The 19,264-nt window shown below is 33.6% G+C and carries 4 protein-coding genes and 1 pseudogene; 3 read left to right on the top strand and 2 right to left on the bottom strand.

What is annotated here, in order from left to right; genetic code table 11:
• Positions 1 to 87: 87 nt before the first annotated feature.
• Together QZ260_RS00240 and QZ260_RS00235 are read right to left on the bottom strand one after the other, a co-directional pair.
• Positions 88 to 2,538 carry a TonB-dependent receptor gene (locus QZ260_RS00240; protein ID WP_295981406.1) on the bottom strand — a complete coding sequence of 817 codons (2,451 nt, stop codon included), beginning with the start codon at positions 2,536 to 2,538 and terminating at the stop codon, positions 88 to 90.
• 111 nt (positions 2,539 to 2,649) lie between these two features.
• A complete protein-coding gene (locus QZ260_RS00235; RefSeq protein ID WP_295981471.1) occupies positions 2,650 to 3,681 on the bottom strand; it encodes an NADH:flavin oxidoreductase in 1,032 nt (343 codons plus the stop codon).
• A gap of 679 nt (positions 3,682 to 4,360) precedes the next feature.
• Here QZ260_RS00235 and QZ260_RS00230 point away from each other — a divergent pair.
• The 3 genes and pseudogenes from QZ260_RS00230 to QZ260_RS00220 all read left to right on the top strand — a co-directional run.
• A pseudogene (locus QZ260_RS00230) lies at positions 4,361 to 4,541 on the top strand (IS1595 family transposase); the annotation flags it as partial.
• Between the two features lie 163 nt (positions 4,542 to 4,704).
• The gene (locus QZ260_RS00225) at positions 4,705 to 17,517 is read left to right on the top strand and encodes an FG-GAP-like repeat-containing protein (protein ID WP_295981405.1); all 12,813 of its coding nucleotides are present in this window, start codon (positions 4,705 to 4,707) and stop codon (positions 17,515 to 17,517) included.
• Between the two features lie 10 nt (positions 17,518 to 17,527).
• The gene (locus QZ260_RS00220) at positions 17,528 to 18,469 is read left to right on the top strand and encodes a type IX secretion system membrane protein PorP/SprF (protein ID WP_295981403.1); all 942 of its coding nucleotides are present in this window, start codon (positions 17,528 to 17,530) and stop codon (positions 18,467 to 18,469) included.
• The last annotated feature ends 795 nt before the right edge of the window (positions 18,470 to 19,264 follow it).

Genomic DNA, 19,264 nt, shown 5'->3' with positions numbered 1-19,264 from the left:
AAACGTATTTTTAATTGCTTTGCCTGTGTCCTAGTCATCAATAACTATCAATTAAATATACAACTAGTTAATTAGCCTTTCCTTATTCTAGTTGTTTTTATCCTGGTCCTGGATACGGTTCAGCTCTTCGTCGAGCCCACTTTTAACATTCTTACTTTTGGCTTTTGGACCACCAAAGTTGTACGTAAGGCCTAGTCCAAAGCGTCGGTTATCAGCAATATAGGTACCATCTAAGTCAATGCCACCATAATCGGAAGTATATGGGTATTCACTCTCGGTACGCAGAATATCACTTCCTGTGATGCGCAGTTGGAGTTTCCTGTCAAAAAAGTCTTTACGGATGCCAAAACTGAGGCCTTGTGTGCCTTGAATAAATACAGAACCTCTCCAGATCCATCTACTACGTTGGGTAAATGTGATGTCTAACAACCAGGTTGAGTTTATTTTTATATTGTTTTGTATGCGGTAATTCCATAGCGTATTATCAATATCGATAACGGTGCTTTCTACATTACCTTTAAAGGTTTCTTTAGATAAGTTTCCCAAGACTTGAAGCCCCCAATATTTAGTAAGTGCTACAGGGAAACTTACCGAAAGTCCTAAAGTGGTAGCTTTCTCCATATTTCTTGGAATAATCTGTGTGGATTCGTCACCCGTAATTTCTACAATCCTTGAAAAGAAATCGGTGGTTTCACTATAGGATGCCGTTAGAATATATTTCTGTTGAAACGCGTACGAGGTTTGGTAATTCATGATGTAATTTGGATTGAGAAAAGGGTTTCCTTTCCAAACAACTAACTGACTTGTTGGACTTTCAAACGGATTTAAATCTTGGTAATTAGGACGTGTAATACGTCGTCCGATACCCAAGCTAAAACTGTGTTTATCTTGATCGTCATAAGACAGGCCAATATTAGGGAAATAATCGGTGTAGTTCCGTGAGACGTCATTATTATCAGTGTCTACTTCAGAAAATAACTGTCCGCGAGAATCGGTATTTTCTATTCGTAATCCAGTATTTAAGGACCATTTATCACTTAATATAAAATTAAGATTGGAGTAGAATGCTGTGACATTCTCAGTATAATCAAATGCGTTACTTTTTGTTGGATCAAAAACAGGGGTTTGATTATCGATATTAAAAAACGTAAAGTTATTTTTAGTTTTCACCTGTGCGTATTTAAAACCGGCAGTCAAGCTAAGTTTATTCCAACTTTTTTCGTAGTCTACTTTGGCAGACCATAGATTAATTTGTGTGTCCGAATTAAATTGGGCGTCGTCTATGTCTATAACCGTTAAACCATCTGCCTCAAAATAGGTATTGGGTTGCATGGTGTTTTGATCACTATCATAAACACCTAAACTTAAATTAGTGATGATAGAACTATCATCGTTTAAGGTCCATAAATGAAAACCATTAACTAAATAATTGGTCGAAGTTCCATCTGCAAAGGATTGTGAGCGTAAGATTTCAGACAGTTCTGGAGGTTGCACCGTGAAAATATCAGTAATACTATTTAATCTGTTATCGACAATATTAAAAATACCACGGCCATTAAGGCCCACATAGTGCTTGTCGTTTAATTGAGTTTCTAGTGCTAATCCAACATTATACCCATCTCTAATCTGGTTGTCTTTGGAGTCGAGCAACAGTGCCACATTGTTTTGTTGTTTGCGATCGTCAAAACCGACGAAATTGTTATTATACGACTGGGTGATGTCAAAGCTCGTTTGAAGTTTTTCAAGTCCGAGATTTAAGGATACATTGTTGCTGTAGCGGTATTCTTCGCCTTTAGTAAAACTAGAAGCAGCGGTTCCATTGAGTCCCGTGGCTACTGCTTTTTTAAGTCGGATATTAATGATGCCTCCTGTTCCCTCAGCTTCATATTGCGCACCAGGATTGGAAATGATTTCAATAGATTCTATAGTGTCAGACGTGAGACTCTGCAAAAAGGTGGTTAAATCATTTCCAGACAAACGGGATTGCACGCCATTAAGATACACCTGAACATTACTTTTTCCTAATAGAGAAATCGAATTATCTAAATCTAAAGTTACCCCAGGAGCTGCTTTCAAAAGATCTAAGCCATTGGTTCCTGAAGCACTTGGACTGCTCGCTACATTAAAAATGATCTTATCGGCTTTGACCTCAATCATTTGTTTTTTCTTAGTGATGACCACTTCATCTAAAGTGTTATTTTCTTCCTTTAGGATAATAGGAGGTAAGTTGACGCTTTGAGATGTGGATATATTAAATACTTTCGAAACGTACGTGGTATAACCCATATAGTCTATCCGGATGGTATAGCTGCCTGATTCTATATTTTTAAGACTAAACCGACCTCGAGCATCAGTGATCGTGCTTTTTACAAAACTTGTATTGTCTATAAACAAGGCTACCGAGGCGAATTCTAAGGTATTAGCCTCGTCAAGCTTTACAACCCCATTAATCGTGTTGGTTGTGTTTTGCGCGATAAGTGAACAAGGGATTAGAAAGCACCATAGTAGTGCCAGAAAGGAATATGTAATAAAACGCATATTGGATTTATGGTTGTTGTTAGACCGAAAAGGTTTGCTTGTTCCGTTAATTAACCGTCAAATATAATTAATTAATTGATTTTACGATTTGTTTTTTAGGGGCTGAGGCTATTAATCGGTCACAAATCCATCCCAGCGTTTCATATAAGTGACAAACTTTTCGCCTAAACCTTCATTTCGAAGATACCCTTCGGAAACAGGTAATGCAGTGGGTTCAAAGTTTGTATGAGCCAATACTTGCTTTGGAAAATCATGATGTAAAATAGCCGATCGTCCTATAGATACAAAATCTACACCAGCGTCTAAGACTGTACGCACATCTTGTCCAGAATTAATCTTTCCAGCGACGGTCCATTTCACATGTTTATAGTCTAACTCGGCAAAATACTGCAATAGGCTTTTGTCTTGGAACTCGAGCTCTTCAGGTTGCTTAAACACATCCCACAGTGAGATGTCTAAAAAATCAATATGGGAGTCATGGATTAATTGCTGACAAATGGTTTTCGCCTCTTGTAATTTCATGCCAAAACGTTCAGGAGATAATCGCACACCTAATAAGAATTCTGGTCCGCAAGTCTCACGAATTCCATCTACAATTTCAAAAAGCAGACGTGCGCGATTTTCTAAACTGCCACCATAATTGTCTGTGCGTTTGTTAATGTCCGCGCTTAAAAATTGAGTAAGTATGTAGCCGTGAGCTCCATGGACTTCCACGCCATCATAACCCGCTTTTTGTGAACGTACGGCGGCTGTGATAAAGTCGTTACGAAGTTTTATAACTTCCTTTAAACTTAAGCCACGTGCGTTGTGTTTTTCTCTAGCTGACGGACAAACAGGTTGTTCACCAATTAAGTCTTCAGGAGTGCGCATTCCAGCATGATGCAGCTGAATCACCGCTAAACTATTATGGGACTTAATACCAGCAGCTAGACGGCGGTGACCTTCAATATGTGTGTCGTTATAAATACCCAATTGTCCTGGAAACCCTTTACCAATAAATTGCACATGCGAAGCGCAGGTCATTGTGAGTCCAAAACCACCTTTTGCGCGCATTGTTAACCACTGGTATTCGTCTTTAGAAAGTGTGCCATCCTCGTGACTTTGGGTATTAGTCATTGGTGCTAGCATGAAACGGTTTAACATTACAGCACCACATTGAAAAGTTACAGGAGTATTTGGTTTGGTATTCATAATTGATAATATTAATCAGCAATCAAAGGTAATTAGCTAGTTTTAAATACCAGATGTCTAAGGTCATTTAAATCAACAAGAAATAATATAAGTTAGAATATCTCGGGATGCTGTATTGAAACTATTTGAAACTTTGCATAATACTTGTCAAGGCTACTACCAGATTTAAAACTCCTTACTTAAGTTAAGGTTTTAAACACCACTCATCTATACATTTCTGTATTTAGACTACACTAATGTGTAAATGGCAGAAAAATTGAAACCTCATAAGGATTTAATACGTATGTTTAATTTTACACAAATACTAGATAAACTGTGAAATACTTGATTATTATGGGATTACGCTATATGACAGAGGAAAAAAGTTTGGATTAAATAAGTTCAGCTATGGGCATTAATAAAAAGACGTCCTTGGACGGGAGGCACAAGATATTGGCAGAAATGTTGGACAAGGCTGGTAAGGATGGTTTTATGGGGATTACCGAAAGTGACAAGACTTTTTTTTTAGGTTGGAAAAGAGAATGGATTTAAATGACCTTAAATACGGAAAAAGATTAGGGAATCCTGTAAAAAAGTTGTCATCAATGGTTAAGTTTTGGTAACCGTTACTCAACACAGAAAATGGACATGGGACCTTAGTTTAGTCAAACTTGGGCATATCGGGAAATCGCATATAGAAAATGCCATTAGCCATCGGGCTCAAGTTAGTTGCCACATACAACAAGTAAACTCTACTCATAACAGGATCAAAAAGTGGATCGACAATACCTTCCGGGGGTGGGTCTACAAAATACATAAAACAATATTTGAACCGGCAAGCTACTTTAGAAAGTATATAGTACAGAAACCATCGGGCCAATTCTTTTATCAAGAAAAAGATGGCATTTTGGTTTTTTGGAACGGTTTAGTCAAACTCAATCAAAATATAAAAATTAATATCAACGTCTAGCTAAACTAGAGCAAAATATATTTAAAATGATAATAAAATACCTAAAATTTGTCGGGTTTGTTTTAACTACACTTGTAGTAAATCATTTACAAGCACAACAATTTGAAGATAGAACAGTTCTAGCAGGAGAAAATTTTTCATTTATTTCCAAAGATATAATTGCAAGCAATACTGCTGTTCATGTTACTTCTAGTAGTGGTTTTACAGGTGTTTTAAGTGCTAATCCTGAAACTGGAGAAATAAGAATCACCAATGCAGGACCAGTAGGAACCTATACCATAACAGTTGCTAAATTTGATATTATAACGAAAACCGATTATAGCGATTGTCTTTCTTTAGAAATTCCTCCTCCAAATCAAGATTTTTTATCTGAATGCCTAAAAAGAACAAAAGAATTAAATAAAGTAGGAGAATATAAATTTAAACTTACAGTTATACCAGGTTGCGATGCTGTCGGAGAATTTCAAGAATTTTCAACTATAACAATGCCAAGGGAGGTTAAATCTATTGCTATTGGAGACTTTAATAATGACGGTAATCAGGATATACTAACGACATATAACCCTAATTTGAATGTTTATAATGATGGTGACTTCGCTTCACCTGAAGTAAATGGGGCAACTATAAGTTATGGTGACGGATCTGGAAATTTTACTACTAACAAGACAATTACAGCATCGGGTTTTTTTCCTAGTTATAGTGCGATTGCCGATTTTAATGGAGATGGTTTTCAAGATATCACCACAAGTAATGAAGATCCTATAGGACATGTAGAAACCAGACTTGGTGGAATTGATGGTAGTATGTTTAAAACCTTACCACATCATTCCACAACACCCACAGGTCTTGGAAGTAGAATGGTTAAAGTAGGTGATTTTAATAACGATAATATACCTGATCTTGCCATAATAAGCAAAGATACGGGGGAAATTGGCGATGTCGTTGCTGGGTTTTATGGAGTGTCAAGAGTTTTTGCTGGATTAGGAGCTACTCTAGTTATAGCACTTGGTGATGGTCTTGGCAATTTTAACCAAACTATAAATTTACAACCATTAATAGATGCTGTTCAAGACCCATCTCCTTATACCATTTATAATGCTCTTAAGGATTTTCCAGATATCTCCGAAATTTTAATTCCTCAAGACCCCATTGATATGAAATTGGTTGATTTTGATTATGATGGAAATTTAGATATAGTCATAGTTCACGGTAATGCTGAAACTATTAAATTTTATAAAGGCACAGGTGACGGTAAGTTTAAGGAGGGCCAACATTTATGGGAGAAATTTATATATAATGGGGTTGGTAGTGGTACTGCTTCATATAGTCCACCTGAAGGAATTGCTAGTCCTAAACAATTTGAGTGGGCTGATATTGATGGTAATGGCTACAACCAAAAAATATCTCTTTATAAAGTTAGGACCAACAGGTATTTAGGTATAGGCGATGATTACGATATATCTTTAGAAGATGTTAAGGTTTTTGAAGGTATGACGATAGGTTATTTTAATAATGATAATATTCCGGATTTTGCTTTTGTTAATGACTTATTTGACTCCTTACAGGTTTCATTAGGCAGTAGGAAAGATAGTAATTATAGATTATTGAAACCTAAAGGTACTTCTGTAATAAAGGGTTTTTTTGGAGAACATACCAAAGATATAAAAAAAGGAGATTTTAATAATGATGGGGTTATAGATTTAGCTGTCAACAGGGGTAATAGTGTAAATATTTTATTAGGAAAAAAAGAAAAAAATAAATTTACAATAACCCAAAAAAAGAAAAATATATTTGATCTTGACTTTATTCCAGTTTCTGAGAATCAAACCTTAAAGTGGTCAATAAATCCTCCAAAACAAATAGAAGAAATATTTACTGTTAAAAATACAGGTTTAAGTGTTTTAAATTTAAAATCTTTAACTATAAATTCAATTGATGCTCCTCAAAATTTTTCGATAAGCCCAATACCAGTGTATCCAGATAATGGTGATGAGGCTATTTTAAATACGGGACAAGAAATAGAGTTTAAAGTTACGTACACCCCTGTTGGGCAAATCTTAGACAAAAGCTATAAGGCTGAAGTTAGTTTTGAAGCTGAGAATGCATGTGGTGAAAAATTAGATTTAAAGTTCAATTTACAAATCAATGAAGTGGAGGGGCCGTTATTAGGTGATTATCCAGAAACTACTGTTTATCTTGGAGAAAATGCTTCTATAACTCCATCCGGTATACCAAAAAATGCAAGAAGTTTAGATGCTATGTCAAACATCGATTTTGCAGATGTTTTAACGGTTGATAAAGCTACAGGTATATTAAACATAACCAATGCAAAAAATCCAGGAACATACAATATAACCATGACGGCATTTGATGCTCAAGGCCTTTCAATTTCAAAATCCTTTATAATACACGTGCTAAACAAAATATGCACAGAAGGGGATTTTTTATCTGGAGAAGCATTAGGTCTAATTAAGAGTAATTTGGATTTCGATCAAGAAATAAAAAAACAAGCTTTAGGCGATTTTAACAATGATGGTCTACAAGATGTTTTAGCCCTGATAACAACAGGAGGTCTTGACGATAACTATGGTTTGGTAAAAAATGCAAATATAGGCTTATTTTTAGGTGAAAAAACAGGAGGTTTCAGTTATATAGATACTTCCGGTGATATTCAATGGAGAAATACATTAACAAACTTTACCGATATAAAAGTAGCAGATTTTAATAACGATGGAAACTTGGATTATGTCTTTACGAAAACAGGTTATCTTGCAGGTGAAAGGCTTACGGTATACTTAGGTGATGGTAAGGGCAGTTTTAACCTAAGTTTCCAATTGTTTGAAAGTCCTGATTTTAGATTTCCTAGAAATTTAATTATTGGTGATTTTAATGGAGATGCTATACCCGACCTGGCTTTAAATTATACTACGAATGACCGAGTTACTTTGCAGGGGGTGAAAAACGACAAGGTATTTGTAATTTACGCAGGAAATGGAACCGGTGGTTTTTCTGAAATATTTTCTATTCTAGATGATCATCATTTAACCCAAATACGCGACGAATTAATAAAGACGAATTTAAATAATGATGGTTGTGATGATATTATAAAAATTAGTAAATATGGTAAGCTTAATGTTCTCAGCGATGGAATTTTTAAAAACATGGATTTTCCTGGGATTGATATGAGTTTTGGGAATGATATAATATCTGCCACGGGTGATTTTAACAATGATGGAAACGCTGATTTTCTTATTAAAAATGGCACTTTGTTACGGACTTATTTACTAGATGGAAAGGGAGGTTTAATTGTTTGTGAAAAATCATCTGTTAATGCTGGAAACTCTGATTTCGAAAGTATTAATGTGGGCGATTTTAATTCAGATGGTATTCAGGATGTAATATTTAATAGTGGTAAAACCGTTTATTGTTATACAGGTATTGGTGATGGAAAATTCACTTTTAAAACTAAATTTAGTGGTGGTGCGGCATTACTTGGAGAATTTAACAATGACAATATTTTAGATGTTTTTGTATTTGTTGGCACAAGTAGGGAAATTGATTTTCCAAACTTTCCGGATCCCACTACTGAGATAACAAATACGGCTTTAGTGAAAGTTATGTATGGAAAAAATATAATTAGCATTGCTGATGAAGATGGTATTGCAGGTGTAGATTTTGGCGATAAATGTATTACTGATGATGTGTCAAAAAAATATACTTTAAAAAACCAAGGAGCTGAAGATTTAGTCCTACTAAATTCTTCCATTACAGGTACTGATGCTGTAATGTTTGAATTAACAGGGGTCACTTTTCCATTCACAGTTTCAGCAGGCGATACATCCGAATTTACACTTACATTTAAACCAACTACTGAAGGTTTAAAAAACGCAATATTAAATTTTAATCTTGAAAATTGTTCTAATGGTGTATATTCTGTTGCGCTAGAGGGAAATGGCCTTAATCCTTTAGAACCAACAGGAGGTGATTATAGAGATCAAACTGTTTACAGCGGTAGTAATATAAAAATTTCACCTTCAGTACCGTTTGAAAATTTTAACGAGCTTTTTGCATCTGCACAATCCAATTTTAGCGGAATTATAAATGTAGATTTAGAAGGAAATTTATTTGTAACCAATGCATTACAAGCAGGAACCTATGAAGTAAACATCATAGCGACAACTTCGTGTAAGGCCTACCAAACATCTTTTATTTTAAATGTAGAGGATCCATTGTGTAGCCAGGGAGTATTTACAGAAAACAATCCTAATTTATTAAGTGAAACAAAAAGGCTGGTTGGAACAAATACACCAGCTACACCAGCTACACCAGAATTTATAAGGTTAGGCGATTTTAACAATGACAATAATCAAGATATAATTGTTGTGAATGGTGGATATGACAAATACAATAAGAATATTGGATTTAATTCTTTATCAATAAGATTTGGTAATGGTGATGGAACTTTTAATGAAGAAATTGAAATAGAACTAGGCACTCCTCCTACCAGTTTTAACAGAGGAAATCGTCCAAATTCAATGATTATACATGATTTTAATAAAGATGGTTATCAGGATATATTAGTTGGTCTAGAAGGTGCGGTTTCACTTCTAATTAATAATGATGGTAATGGCAAGTTCACAGAACAAACTATATCTGTATTAGACACTGAGAACTCTGAGCCAATAATTCTAGATAATTTTAATCTTAGTGATTTTAACAATGATGGTATTAAAGATTTAACATTATTTAAAAATGATGAGAGTGGTTCTTTAGCAATTTATGAAGTAAATCGTTTTGGAGAGTTTTCATTAAATCAAGATATAAACATCGGAGGAGGTTTAAAACATTTAACAACTGCAGATTTTAATGGTGATGGGAATGTTGATATAGCCTATTCTGATATAACCAATAATACGGTTTCTTTACTTTTAGGACAAGGTAATTATAATTTCGAAACAGGAGCATCAATAGCGGTAAGCCAATTCCCCAGTTGTTTAATTCAAGGTGATTTTAATAATGATACCATTATCGATTTGGCTACTTTGAGCTCAATAAGCAGTGTAATTTCTATAAGACTTGGGGATGGAGCGGGTGGCTTTGTAAATGCAGCAGATATAAGTACGGGAGAAGTACCTTTTTCTATGAGTACAGGAGATTTTAATGGCGATGGGAAACAGGATATAGCCGTAACTAATTCTGGGAACGATAATATTTCGTTTCATTTAGGAAATGGAACAGGTCAATTCTTTAAATCCTCCCTAATTAATAATTTGTCCAACCCAACATCAATTGTAGTTGGTGATTTTAATAATGATAACCTGCATGATATAGCAGTAACTAATATTGACAGTAATTCTATTTCAGTTTTAACAGGGAAAAAATCATCAGCACCAGTTATTAATGTAACGGGTAACGAGATAGTAATTGAATCTGGTGATACTACACCAAGCTTATTAGATTATACAGCTTTTAAAGCTATTAGCGTAAATGAAAAAACTAAAAGAAAATTCACCATTTATAATTTGGATGATTCTGCTTTAATATTTGAAAAAGAATCAATAATTATCTCAGGTACCGATGCATCTCTATTTACTGTAGATGACAGTATATTTCCTTTAACTATTGCTAAAGATGAATTTGAAACTTTCGAAGTTACTTTTACTGCTAGTAATTCAGAAACAGGGCTAAAGGAAGCTACAATTACTGTAGGTAATATTGCTTGTGATGAATTATTTAGTGGTACAATGTTTGCCGTAGAAGGGACTATTTATCCTCCAGTTTTATTAGGTACTTATAATAGTGCTAGTATGTATGTTGGTCAAAATTTAAATGTAGAAATATCTGACTTACCGGATAACCTTACGAGAATGAATGCTTATGCTGATGCTAATTTTTCTGGTATAATATCGGTCAATCCGAATACAGGTGTTATAAATATTACAAACGCTAAGTTTGCGGGAAATTATAATATAAATGTTAAAGCTTATGATGATAATCTTGTTTTAGCTGAAACCTCATTTATGCTAACCGTACTAGACCCGCAATGTGCTGCGCCAAATTTAGTAGAAAATAATTTTGATTCTCAATATTTAAATTATGCATTTTGCATTGCTGATTTTAATGGAGATAGTGCCCAAGATGTTTTACTTTTTTCTAATGGAACCGGTAAAGTATTTTTTAAAGCTGGTAATGGTCGTGGAGAGTTTGATAAAACAGGAATCTTAACAAATATAGACACTACTTATATTGGTGGAGTTAAAAGTGCTGATATTAATGGAGATGGTAATCAAGATTTTGTTGTTTATTATCAAGGAACCTCAGGGCAAATCACCATTTATTTGGGACAAGGAGATGGCACTTTTATTGAGGATAAAATGATACAAGCAGGTGAAGTGATAAATGATTTAATCATTGAAGATATAGATAAAGATGGTAGACAAGATGTTATTTTTTTAACCTACCATCATATCAATTTTTGGAAAGATAAAGGTGTTTTTGACGGTGAATTTAAGTTAGATAGTTTTTTTATGCCAGAGACTTTTAGTTCTTTCGATAGAGCAGAATCAATGGCTTTAGAGGATATTAACAAGGACGATTATTTAGATTTTACAATTTCTTCAAGAAAAGGCTTATTAACATATCTTGGAAATGTTGACGGTGATTTTAACTTTAATAATAAGATAGAATTAGGACTTAATTTTTATGAAAAAATTAAAGTGAATGATTTTGATAAAGATGGTAATCAAGACGTTGCCCGGGTGAGTAAAGATAAATTAACGATTTATTATGGAGATGGGCTAGGTAATTATGTAAATCCAGTAATAATAACTTCACTATTATTTGGAAACGGAACCATTAAAAACTTTGATATAGCTGATTTAAATGGAGATGGGTATTTGGATTTTGTTATTCCTGATTCAGAAATTAAATTAGTGTTAAGTAACAGTTTAGGCAGCTATACTGTTCAAACAAAAAAATTGGAATTAAGTGAATTTACGACTAGCACAGTTCCTCGTTTTAATGAGGTTCTTGTCGGAAATTTCAATAATGATAATCTTTTAGATATTGCCAGTACAAGTGCCCTTGCAAAATATCCTTTTTCTGTTTTATTAAGTAACCCTAACCTTGTTATAAAAGGAAAAGGAACTCCTAATATACTAATTAGTAATAAAGCTTCATCTCCAAATAGAGATGATAAAACAGATTTTGGCAATCAGTGTTTAAATAAAAAATCTATTAATCACACTTTTATTATTGAGAATAAAAATGATACTGTTCTTAATTTAGATACGGACGCTATTAGTTTATCTGGAACAAATCCCGATATGTTTTCTATTGAAGGAATATCTTTACCTACTACTATAAATGTTGGAGAAACTAAAGAATTTTCTATTGCATTTAAACCAACATCCTTAGGGTATAAGTCCGCATTAGTAAGTATTTTATATGGTGATGCTTGTGGGAATGATTATAGTTTTCTGATTGCTGGAAATGGTTCAGATTCCGGAATTCCTGTATTGGGTAATTATTCAGATACCTCTGTAATATCTGGAGGTAATATGCAAATAAAACCTAATAGAGCTCCAGAAAACATTAATAATCTTATAGCCTATATCCCAAATTTAAATTTTTCAGGTTTAATTACTATTAATCCTGAAACTGGAATTATTAATTTATCTAATGTTACCATTGCAGGAGAATATACAGTGTTTATTAATGCATATACTTGCTCAGGTAATATTACAACTACATTTAAGTTAACAGTTACAGATCCTCAGTGTAGTGACGGTAGTTTTGACTTAAGTAATGATATACCTAGTTTTGAGTATGATAAATTAATCGATATTGCTGATTTTAATAATGATAGTATATTGGATTTTGTTGAATATGAAATGAGTAATAAATCACTTTCTATCAATGTTTTTATAGGAGATGGTGCGAATTATAATGATAAAAAAAATTCTATTTTAAATATTTCTGAATCTTTAGGTATTATTAGTTACCATATTATAGATTTTAATAAAGATGGAAATTTAGATTTAGTTTTTGAAGGGGAAGTTTATAATTCAAATTTATACCCAGATAATAACTATTCTTTTTTAACCGTTTTAGGAGATGGTAAGGGCAATTTTACGGAATACAATCTTAGAATAACAGATTATGCTATGTCAAGTACCGGTCCTTTAAGTTCTAAGTTTAGTGTTGGCGATTTTAATAATGATGGTGTACAGGATTTTATTCGACCATTAGATGGCTCTAATGACATACTTATTTTATCATTTGATGAATCATTAAATCTTACTCAAACTATAATAACTCCAACGGGAAGTAATTTTGACCGGAACACAAGTATAGTTGTTGGTGATTTTGATAATGATAATAATCAAGATCTAGCTATTACGGATAGAGATAATAAAAAAATTAATATTTTATTGGGTAATGGCACATTAGCTTTTACTAATTATGTGCCTTTTAATAGCGTGTATAATCCATTGAGTCTAGTTACAGGTGATTTTAACAATGATAGTATTCAAGATTTGATAATACGGTCTTACGATTCTAATAGTACTAATCCTATTAATTATTATATTTCTATTTTTCTTGGTAATGGTATGGGAGGTTTTGTATTAAAGACTTCCACGGTTGAAGATGATATTGTAAATAGATTTAACATTGTTGTTGGCGATTTTAATGGAGACCAAAATCAAGATATCGGTTATGTGGGTTATTCGACAACAACATACTATTCTTTTATTTTATCAGGTAATGGTTTTGGGGAGTTCGTTGAGAACCAAAGAGTTGAAATTCCATTTATATACAATAAGACGATAGTAGCTGATGTGAATAATGATGGCAAATTAGATAAAGTTTTATCGAACAAAGGATCTAAACCACTTTTATTGTTAAATCAAGGATCAGAAATAAGATTAACTGGAAATGGACGAGAAATTTTAAATGGGGATAATACGACTTCAATAGATGATTTTACAGATTTTGGAACTAGCGTAGACCCCATAGAACAAATTTTCACTATTGAAAATAAAGGAACAGCTCCATTAGAGCTTGGTAATGATGCCATTTCTTTTTCAGGGGTAGATGCACAAAATTTTGCAATAACAGCTATAGCATTACCATTGAGTATAGCAGCGAATTCAAGTACAACTTTTAACGTTGTATTTACACCTAGCGAATTTGGCGAAAAAAACGCTATTATACATATTTCAAATAGCGATTGTAACGAGAGCGATTACAACTTTGCAATTAAAGCTACGGTAGCAGATATTGAACCACCTGTTTTTGATACAATTCAAATTTCAGACACCTATTATACTGATTTTAGTCAAAATTATGCCACGATTGGTTTAAATATTATAGCAACAGATAATTACACTGTTAGCCCTTTTATTACAAGTAATGCACCTGCTAATAACCAATATCCAATAGGTTTAAATAGAGTTAAGTTTACCGCACAGGATGAGTCAGGCAATAAAACTGATTTTGAAGTTACATTGAAGGTTGTAGACAATGAACCACCTTCCTTAAATTGTCCATCAGATGTAACTATAGGTATATCAAATTTAAACAATGCAACCGATTTTGGCGTAGCTGCGGCAATTGATAATAGTGGTTCTGTTTATGTGTCTTATGGTGATGTTAGTGCCCAAGGAGATTCAGGATGTTCACTTGTTAATTACACCATTACTAGAACTTATACTGCTATTGATAATTATCAGAATAGTGTAAGCTGTGATCAGTTGATTAATCTGTTTGATGATATAGCTCCAGAAGTACAAGTTCAAGAAGAAATTGTTGTGTTTTTGGATTCAACAGGTGAAGTAAACATATCAACTGCAGATATTCTAATATCTAGTTTTGACAATTGTGGTATTGATACCATTGTTTTAGATAAAACTACCTTTAATTGTCTAGATAATGGGCCAAACATAGTTAAACTTCGGGTGACTGATCTAAATGGGAATAGCACTGAAAAAACATCTATAGTATTGGTGTTAGATAGTTCTACCACAACGGTTATAACAAAAGATATTAATGTGTTTTTGGATGAAAATGGTGTTGCAAACATTACAACTGAAGATATTATTGATAATGTTATCAATGGGGTTTGTAGTACAAATTATTCTGGAGATTTAGATAAAACAACTTTTACCTGTTCAGATTTTGGCCCTAACATTGTTAATCTTAGCGCATATGATACAAATGACAAGCCTATCATAGCTGAAGCTATAGTAACAGTTTTAGATAATTTAAGTCCAACGGTTGTAACAAAAGATATTAATGTGTTTTTGGATGAAAATGGTATTGCAAACATCACAACCGCAGATATTGATGATGGTAGTTTTGATAATTGCGATATTGATACTATGGTTCTAGACAAAACAACCTTAACCTGTTCAGATTTAGGCCCAAATACCATAAACCTTACTGTAATAGATAAAAGTGGTAATAGTGCCTCAGCTTCAGCAATAGTAACAGTAGTAGATAATTTGCCACCAACAGTTTCAGTTGCTTCACCATTCACTATATTATTGGATGATTCTGGAGTTGCCACGCTTTCAGTTTCACAAATTGAACAAGGAAGTACGGATAATTGTGGTGTTGCCTCATTATCAATAGATAAAAAATCTTTTGATTGTTCAAATATAGGAATCAACAATGTTATGTTAACAGTAACTGATGAAAGTGGAAATATAGCAGTGGCATATGCTTTTGTAACTGTAAATACAGCATTTCCAGATATTAGCACTAAAAATATCGCTTTGGAATTAAATAATGATGGAGAAGCATCAATAGGATTATTAGATATTATTGATATTTCAAATTCCTGTGGGTTTACTAACGTATCATTAGATAGGTCTAATTTTGATTGTACAAACATCGGAGAAAACATAGTAACATTTACGGATTCTAACGGAAATACAAACAGTGCAACCGCCATTGTAACCGTAGTTGACTTGATCAAACCAATAGTTTCAACACAAGCTATCACGGTACAATTAGACCCAACCGGAAACGCAAGAATTACCCCTACACGAATAGACAATGGTAGTACCGATAATTGTGGTATTGAAGCAATGGTTTTAGATATCAGTAGTTTTGATTGTTCGAATGTTGGGGCAAACACAGTAACCTTAACGGTAACCGACGTTAATGGAAACTTCGACAGCAAAACAGCGATTGTTACTGTTGAAGACACCATAAAACCAATAGTTTTAACCCAAGACATCACAGTTCAGTTAAACGCAACAGGAAATGCAACTATTACAAACGAAATGGTTGACAATGGTTCAACAGATAATTGTGGTATTGCAACCACTGTTTTAGACATCAGCAGTTTTGATTGTTCAAATGTTGGAGCAAACACAGTAACCTTGACGGTAACCGATGTGTACGGAAATGAAGCAACTGCCATGGCTGTAGTAAGAGTAGAAGATTCAATAGTACCAATAATCACAGCGCAAGCTATTTCGGTTGTCTTAACCGAATTAGGTACAGTAAGTATTGCTTATGAAGATGTTTTAAGTAGTGGCACAGACAATTGCGGATCCATTAGCTACACGCTAAGCCAAAACACTTTCAGTGCAACAGATGCGATAAACAGTCCGGTTACAATTCAATTAACAGGAACAGATCCATCAGGAAACGCAACTTCGGTTGCAGTAGAGGTTACCGTAAGTGATCCATTTCCGGTGGTGATCACACAAGATATCACGGCATATCTTGATGCAAGTGGAAATATATCAATTACACCAGACCAAGTGGATAATGGCTCAAGTTCTCTGGTTGGCTTATCTGGATTGTCTTTGGATATCACTACGTTTAATTGCGCTTCACTTGGAGAAAATACCGTAACACTTACTGCTACAAGTACCATGGGAAGTACCGCTTTTGGAACAGCCACAATTACCGTGGTAGATGATCTAAAACCAACAGCAATAACGCAGGATATCACAATTTATCTTGATCAGTACGGATTAGTTTCAACCACAGCGGAAGCGATTAATCAGGGGTCAACAGACAACTGTTCCGTTGCAAGTATGTCAATAAGTAGTACCGATTTTGATTGTTCCAATGTAGGCGATAACACAGTAACTTTAACGGTAACAGATACTAGTGGAAATAAAGCAACAGCCAGTGCCATTGTAAGGGTAGAAAACAACAATACACCTAATGTGATTACGCAAAATATTTTTGTAGCATTGGATAGTGACGGAAATGCTTCCATAACTATAGATGCTATTAATGACGAAAGTATAGATGTTTGTGGAATTGCTTCTATAAGCCTGGACAGAACAAATTTTGACTGTGCACCCTTAGGAGATTACACAGTCACCTTAACGGTAAGAAATACAGCAGGGATCTCAGCTTCAGAAATAGCAATTGTAACGATAACTTCAGACGATATGGATGATGATGGTATTGCTGATGTTTGTGATGATGATATGGATGGCGATGGCATAGCCAATGCAATAGACAATTGTCCAACAGTATCAAATTCAAATCAGGCAGATCTAGACCGCGACGGTACTGGAGATGTTTGTGATGAAGGAGGTTTATCAATACCAAATGGTTTCTCACCAAATGGCGATGGTACCAACGATGAGTTTATTATTGCCGGACTTCAAAAGTATCCAAACAATAGCATTGAAATATACAATCGATACGGAAATATGGTATATGAATCCAAAAATTATCAAAATTATTGGGATGGTGTTTCCACAGGTAAAACACAAAAATTACCGGCCGCACCTTACTATTATGTGTTAAGCATAAATGGAGGAAGTAAAATAGTAAAAGGATGGGTTTATATCAATTATTAAAAGAAGCAACATGAAATTCAAGAGAATAATTAAAAATATACTTATTGGAATTGTCCTTCTTACTGCACTGCATACTTATGGACAACAACATCCTTTATACACACAGTATTACAATAATTTTAGTTTAATAAACCCAGCCTATTCAGGAAGTCATGGTCTTTTTACAGCCACGGCCGATATTCGCAGCCAATGGGCAGGATTAGTAGGAGGACCAGAAACGCAAACACTTTCCTTGCACGGCCCTGTAGGAAAAAATGTAGGCTTGGGATTGTCTATTGTAAATGATAAAGTATTTGTGTTAAATGAAACACATTTATTTGCTGATTTTTCTTATTCCATAGAGACCTCAGATAATGCTATCTTAGCCTTTGGATTAAAAGCGGGCGGAAGTTTTTTAAATGTAGATTTATTGGGATTGGGCATTGAAAATGATAATTTATTTAGTGAAAATATAAACCAGTTCAATCCAAACTTTGGAGCAGGCGTTTTTTATTATACAGAAAAGTTTTATGCAAGTTTATCCACTGTCAATATATTAAAAACAAAACGGTATGCCAAAAATAGCAATGTGGTTTCCAGTGCTTCGGATGAAATGGTTTTTTATGTTTCATCGGGCTATGTTTTTGATATATCAGAAGATTTCCAGCTAAAACCATCAGTAATGATGCGAGCAGTAAATAGAAGTCCTTTGTCTGCGGATATCTCTGCAAGTATTTTATGGAATAATAAATTAGAATTTGGGATTTCACATAGACTAGACGAATCCATATCAGGATTATTTCAAATACGTTTAACTGATAATTTCAAAATCGGTTATACATATGATGCAACCATATCTAATCTTTCAAATTACAACAATGGAGCACACGAATTTAGTTTTATCTTAAACTTAGGTAAAACAAGAAAAAATGCCTCAAAAATAGCACCTCCCTTTTATTGGATGAAAAAGTAAAGCTTCAAATGAAGAATAACTCAAGGAAGAACCTAAAGCAGTTATTCAATAAAAGAGCACAAAAAATAACATATAAAAAGGGTTTAGCGAAAGTTAAACCTTTTTTAATGTGGTATAAGCAGTTGAAATAGGATATGGACTATACCATACACCGAACATTCCAAATGCGTTTTCCAATTCAGAAGTATAAGATAAGTTGTCTTCAATGGATTATTATATTTTCCTTAACTTAATAATGAACTGATTATTATAAATGGTATCATTCTTAAAGTTATTTAATGTAACTTATAATATTGATTTTACTTCAAGTAAAAGGTTCAATTCTTCATTTTGAAGTTTTCTATTTTCACTCTAATTATTGATTTGAAGAGCAATTAAAAGCCCAATTACAACAAGAACAATTTCTCCAATGGCATATTTAAAATACTTTTCAGTTTTGTTTTTTTTCATAAGGTCGTATTGTATTTTTCTAAAGAATTTTATCATTGGTTATTGGTTGGTCATAATTAAGTACAACGTCTCCGTATATGAAACGAAGCGTGTATAAAAGTACTTTTATTCTGGATTATACACGGGCCAAATTTTTATGTTTTGTTTCTATTTTTCAATTCTATAAGCCAAATTTAAAAATTTGACGATGTTTGTATATGGAAAGTTGCGTGTTTTAAGAACCTAATTTAGCAAATACAAACCAAATAGAAAATCCGCGAGGATTTTCGTATGTAGGCTAGAACCAGCAATAAATTATATACATTGTTGGCAGTAGTGTTTATTTTACTTAAAGTAAAGTTTATT

This window comes from uncultured Algibacter sp. (assembly GCF_905480415.1).
Lineage (GTDB): Bacteria > Bacteroidota > Bacteroidia > Flavobacteriales > Flavobacteriaceae > Algibacter_B.
The sequence above is the reverse complement of the archived record's forward strand: the minus strand, read 5'-3'. Positions and strand labels throughout refer to the sequence as shown.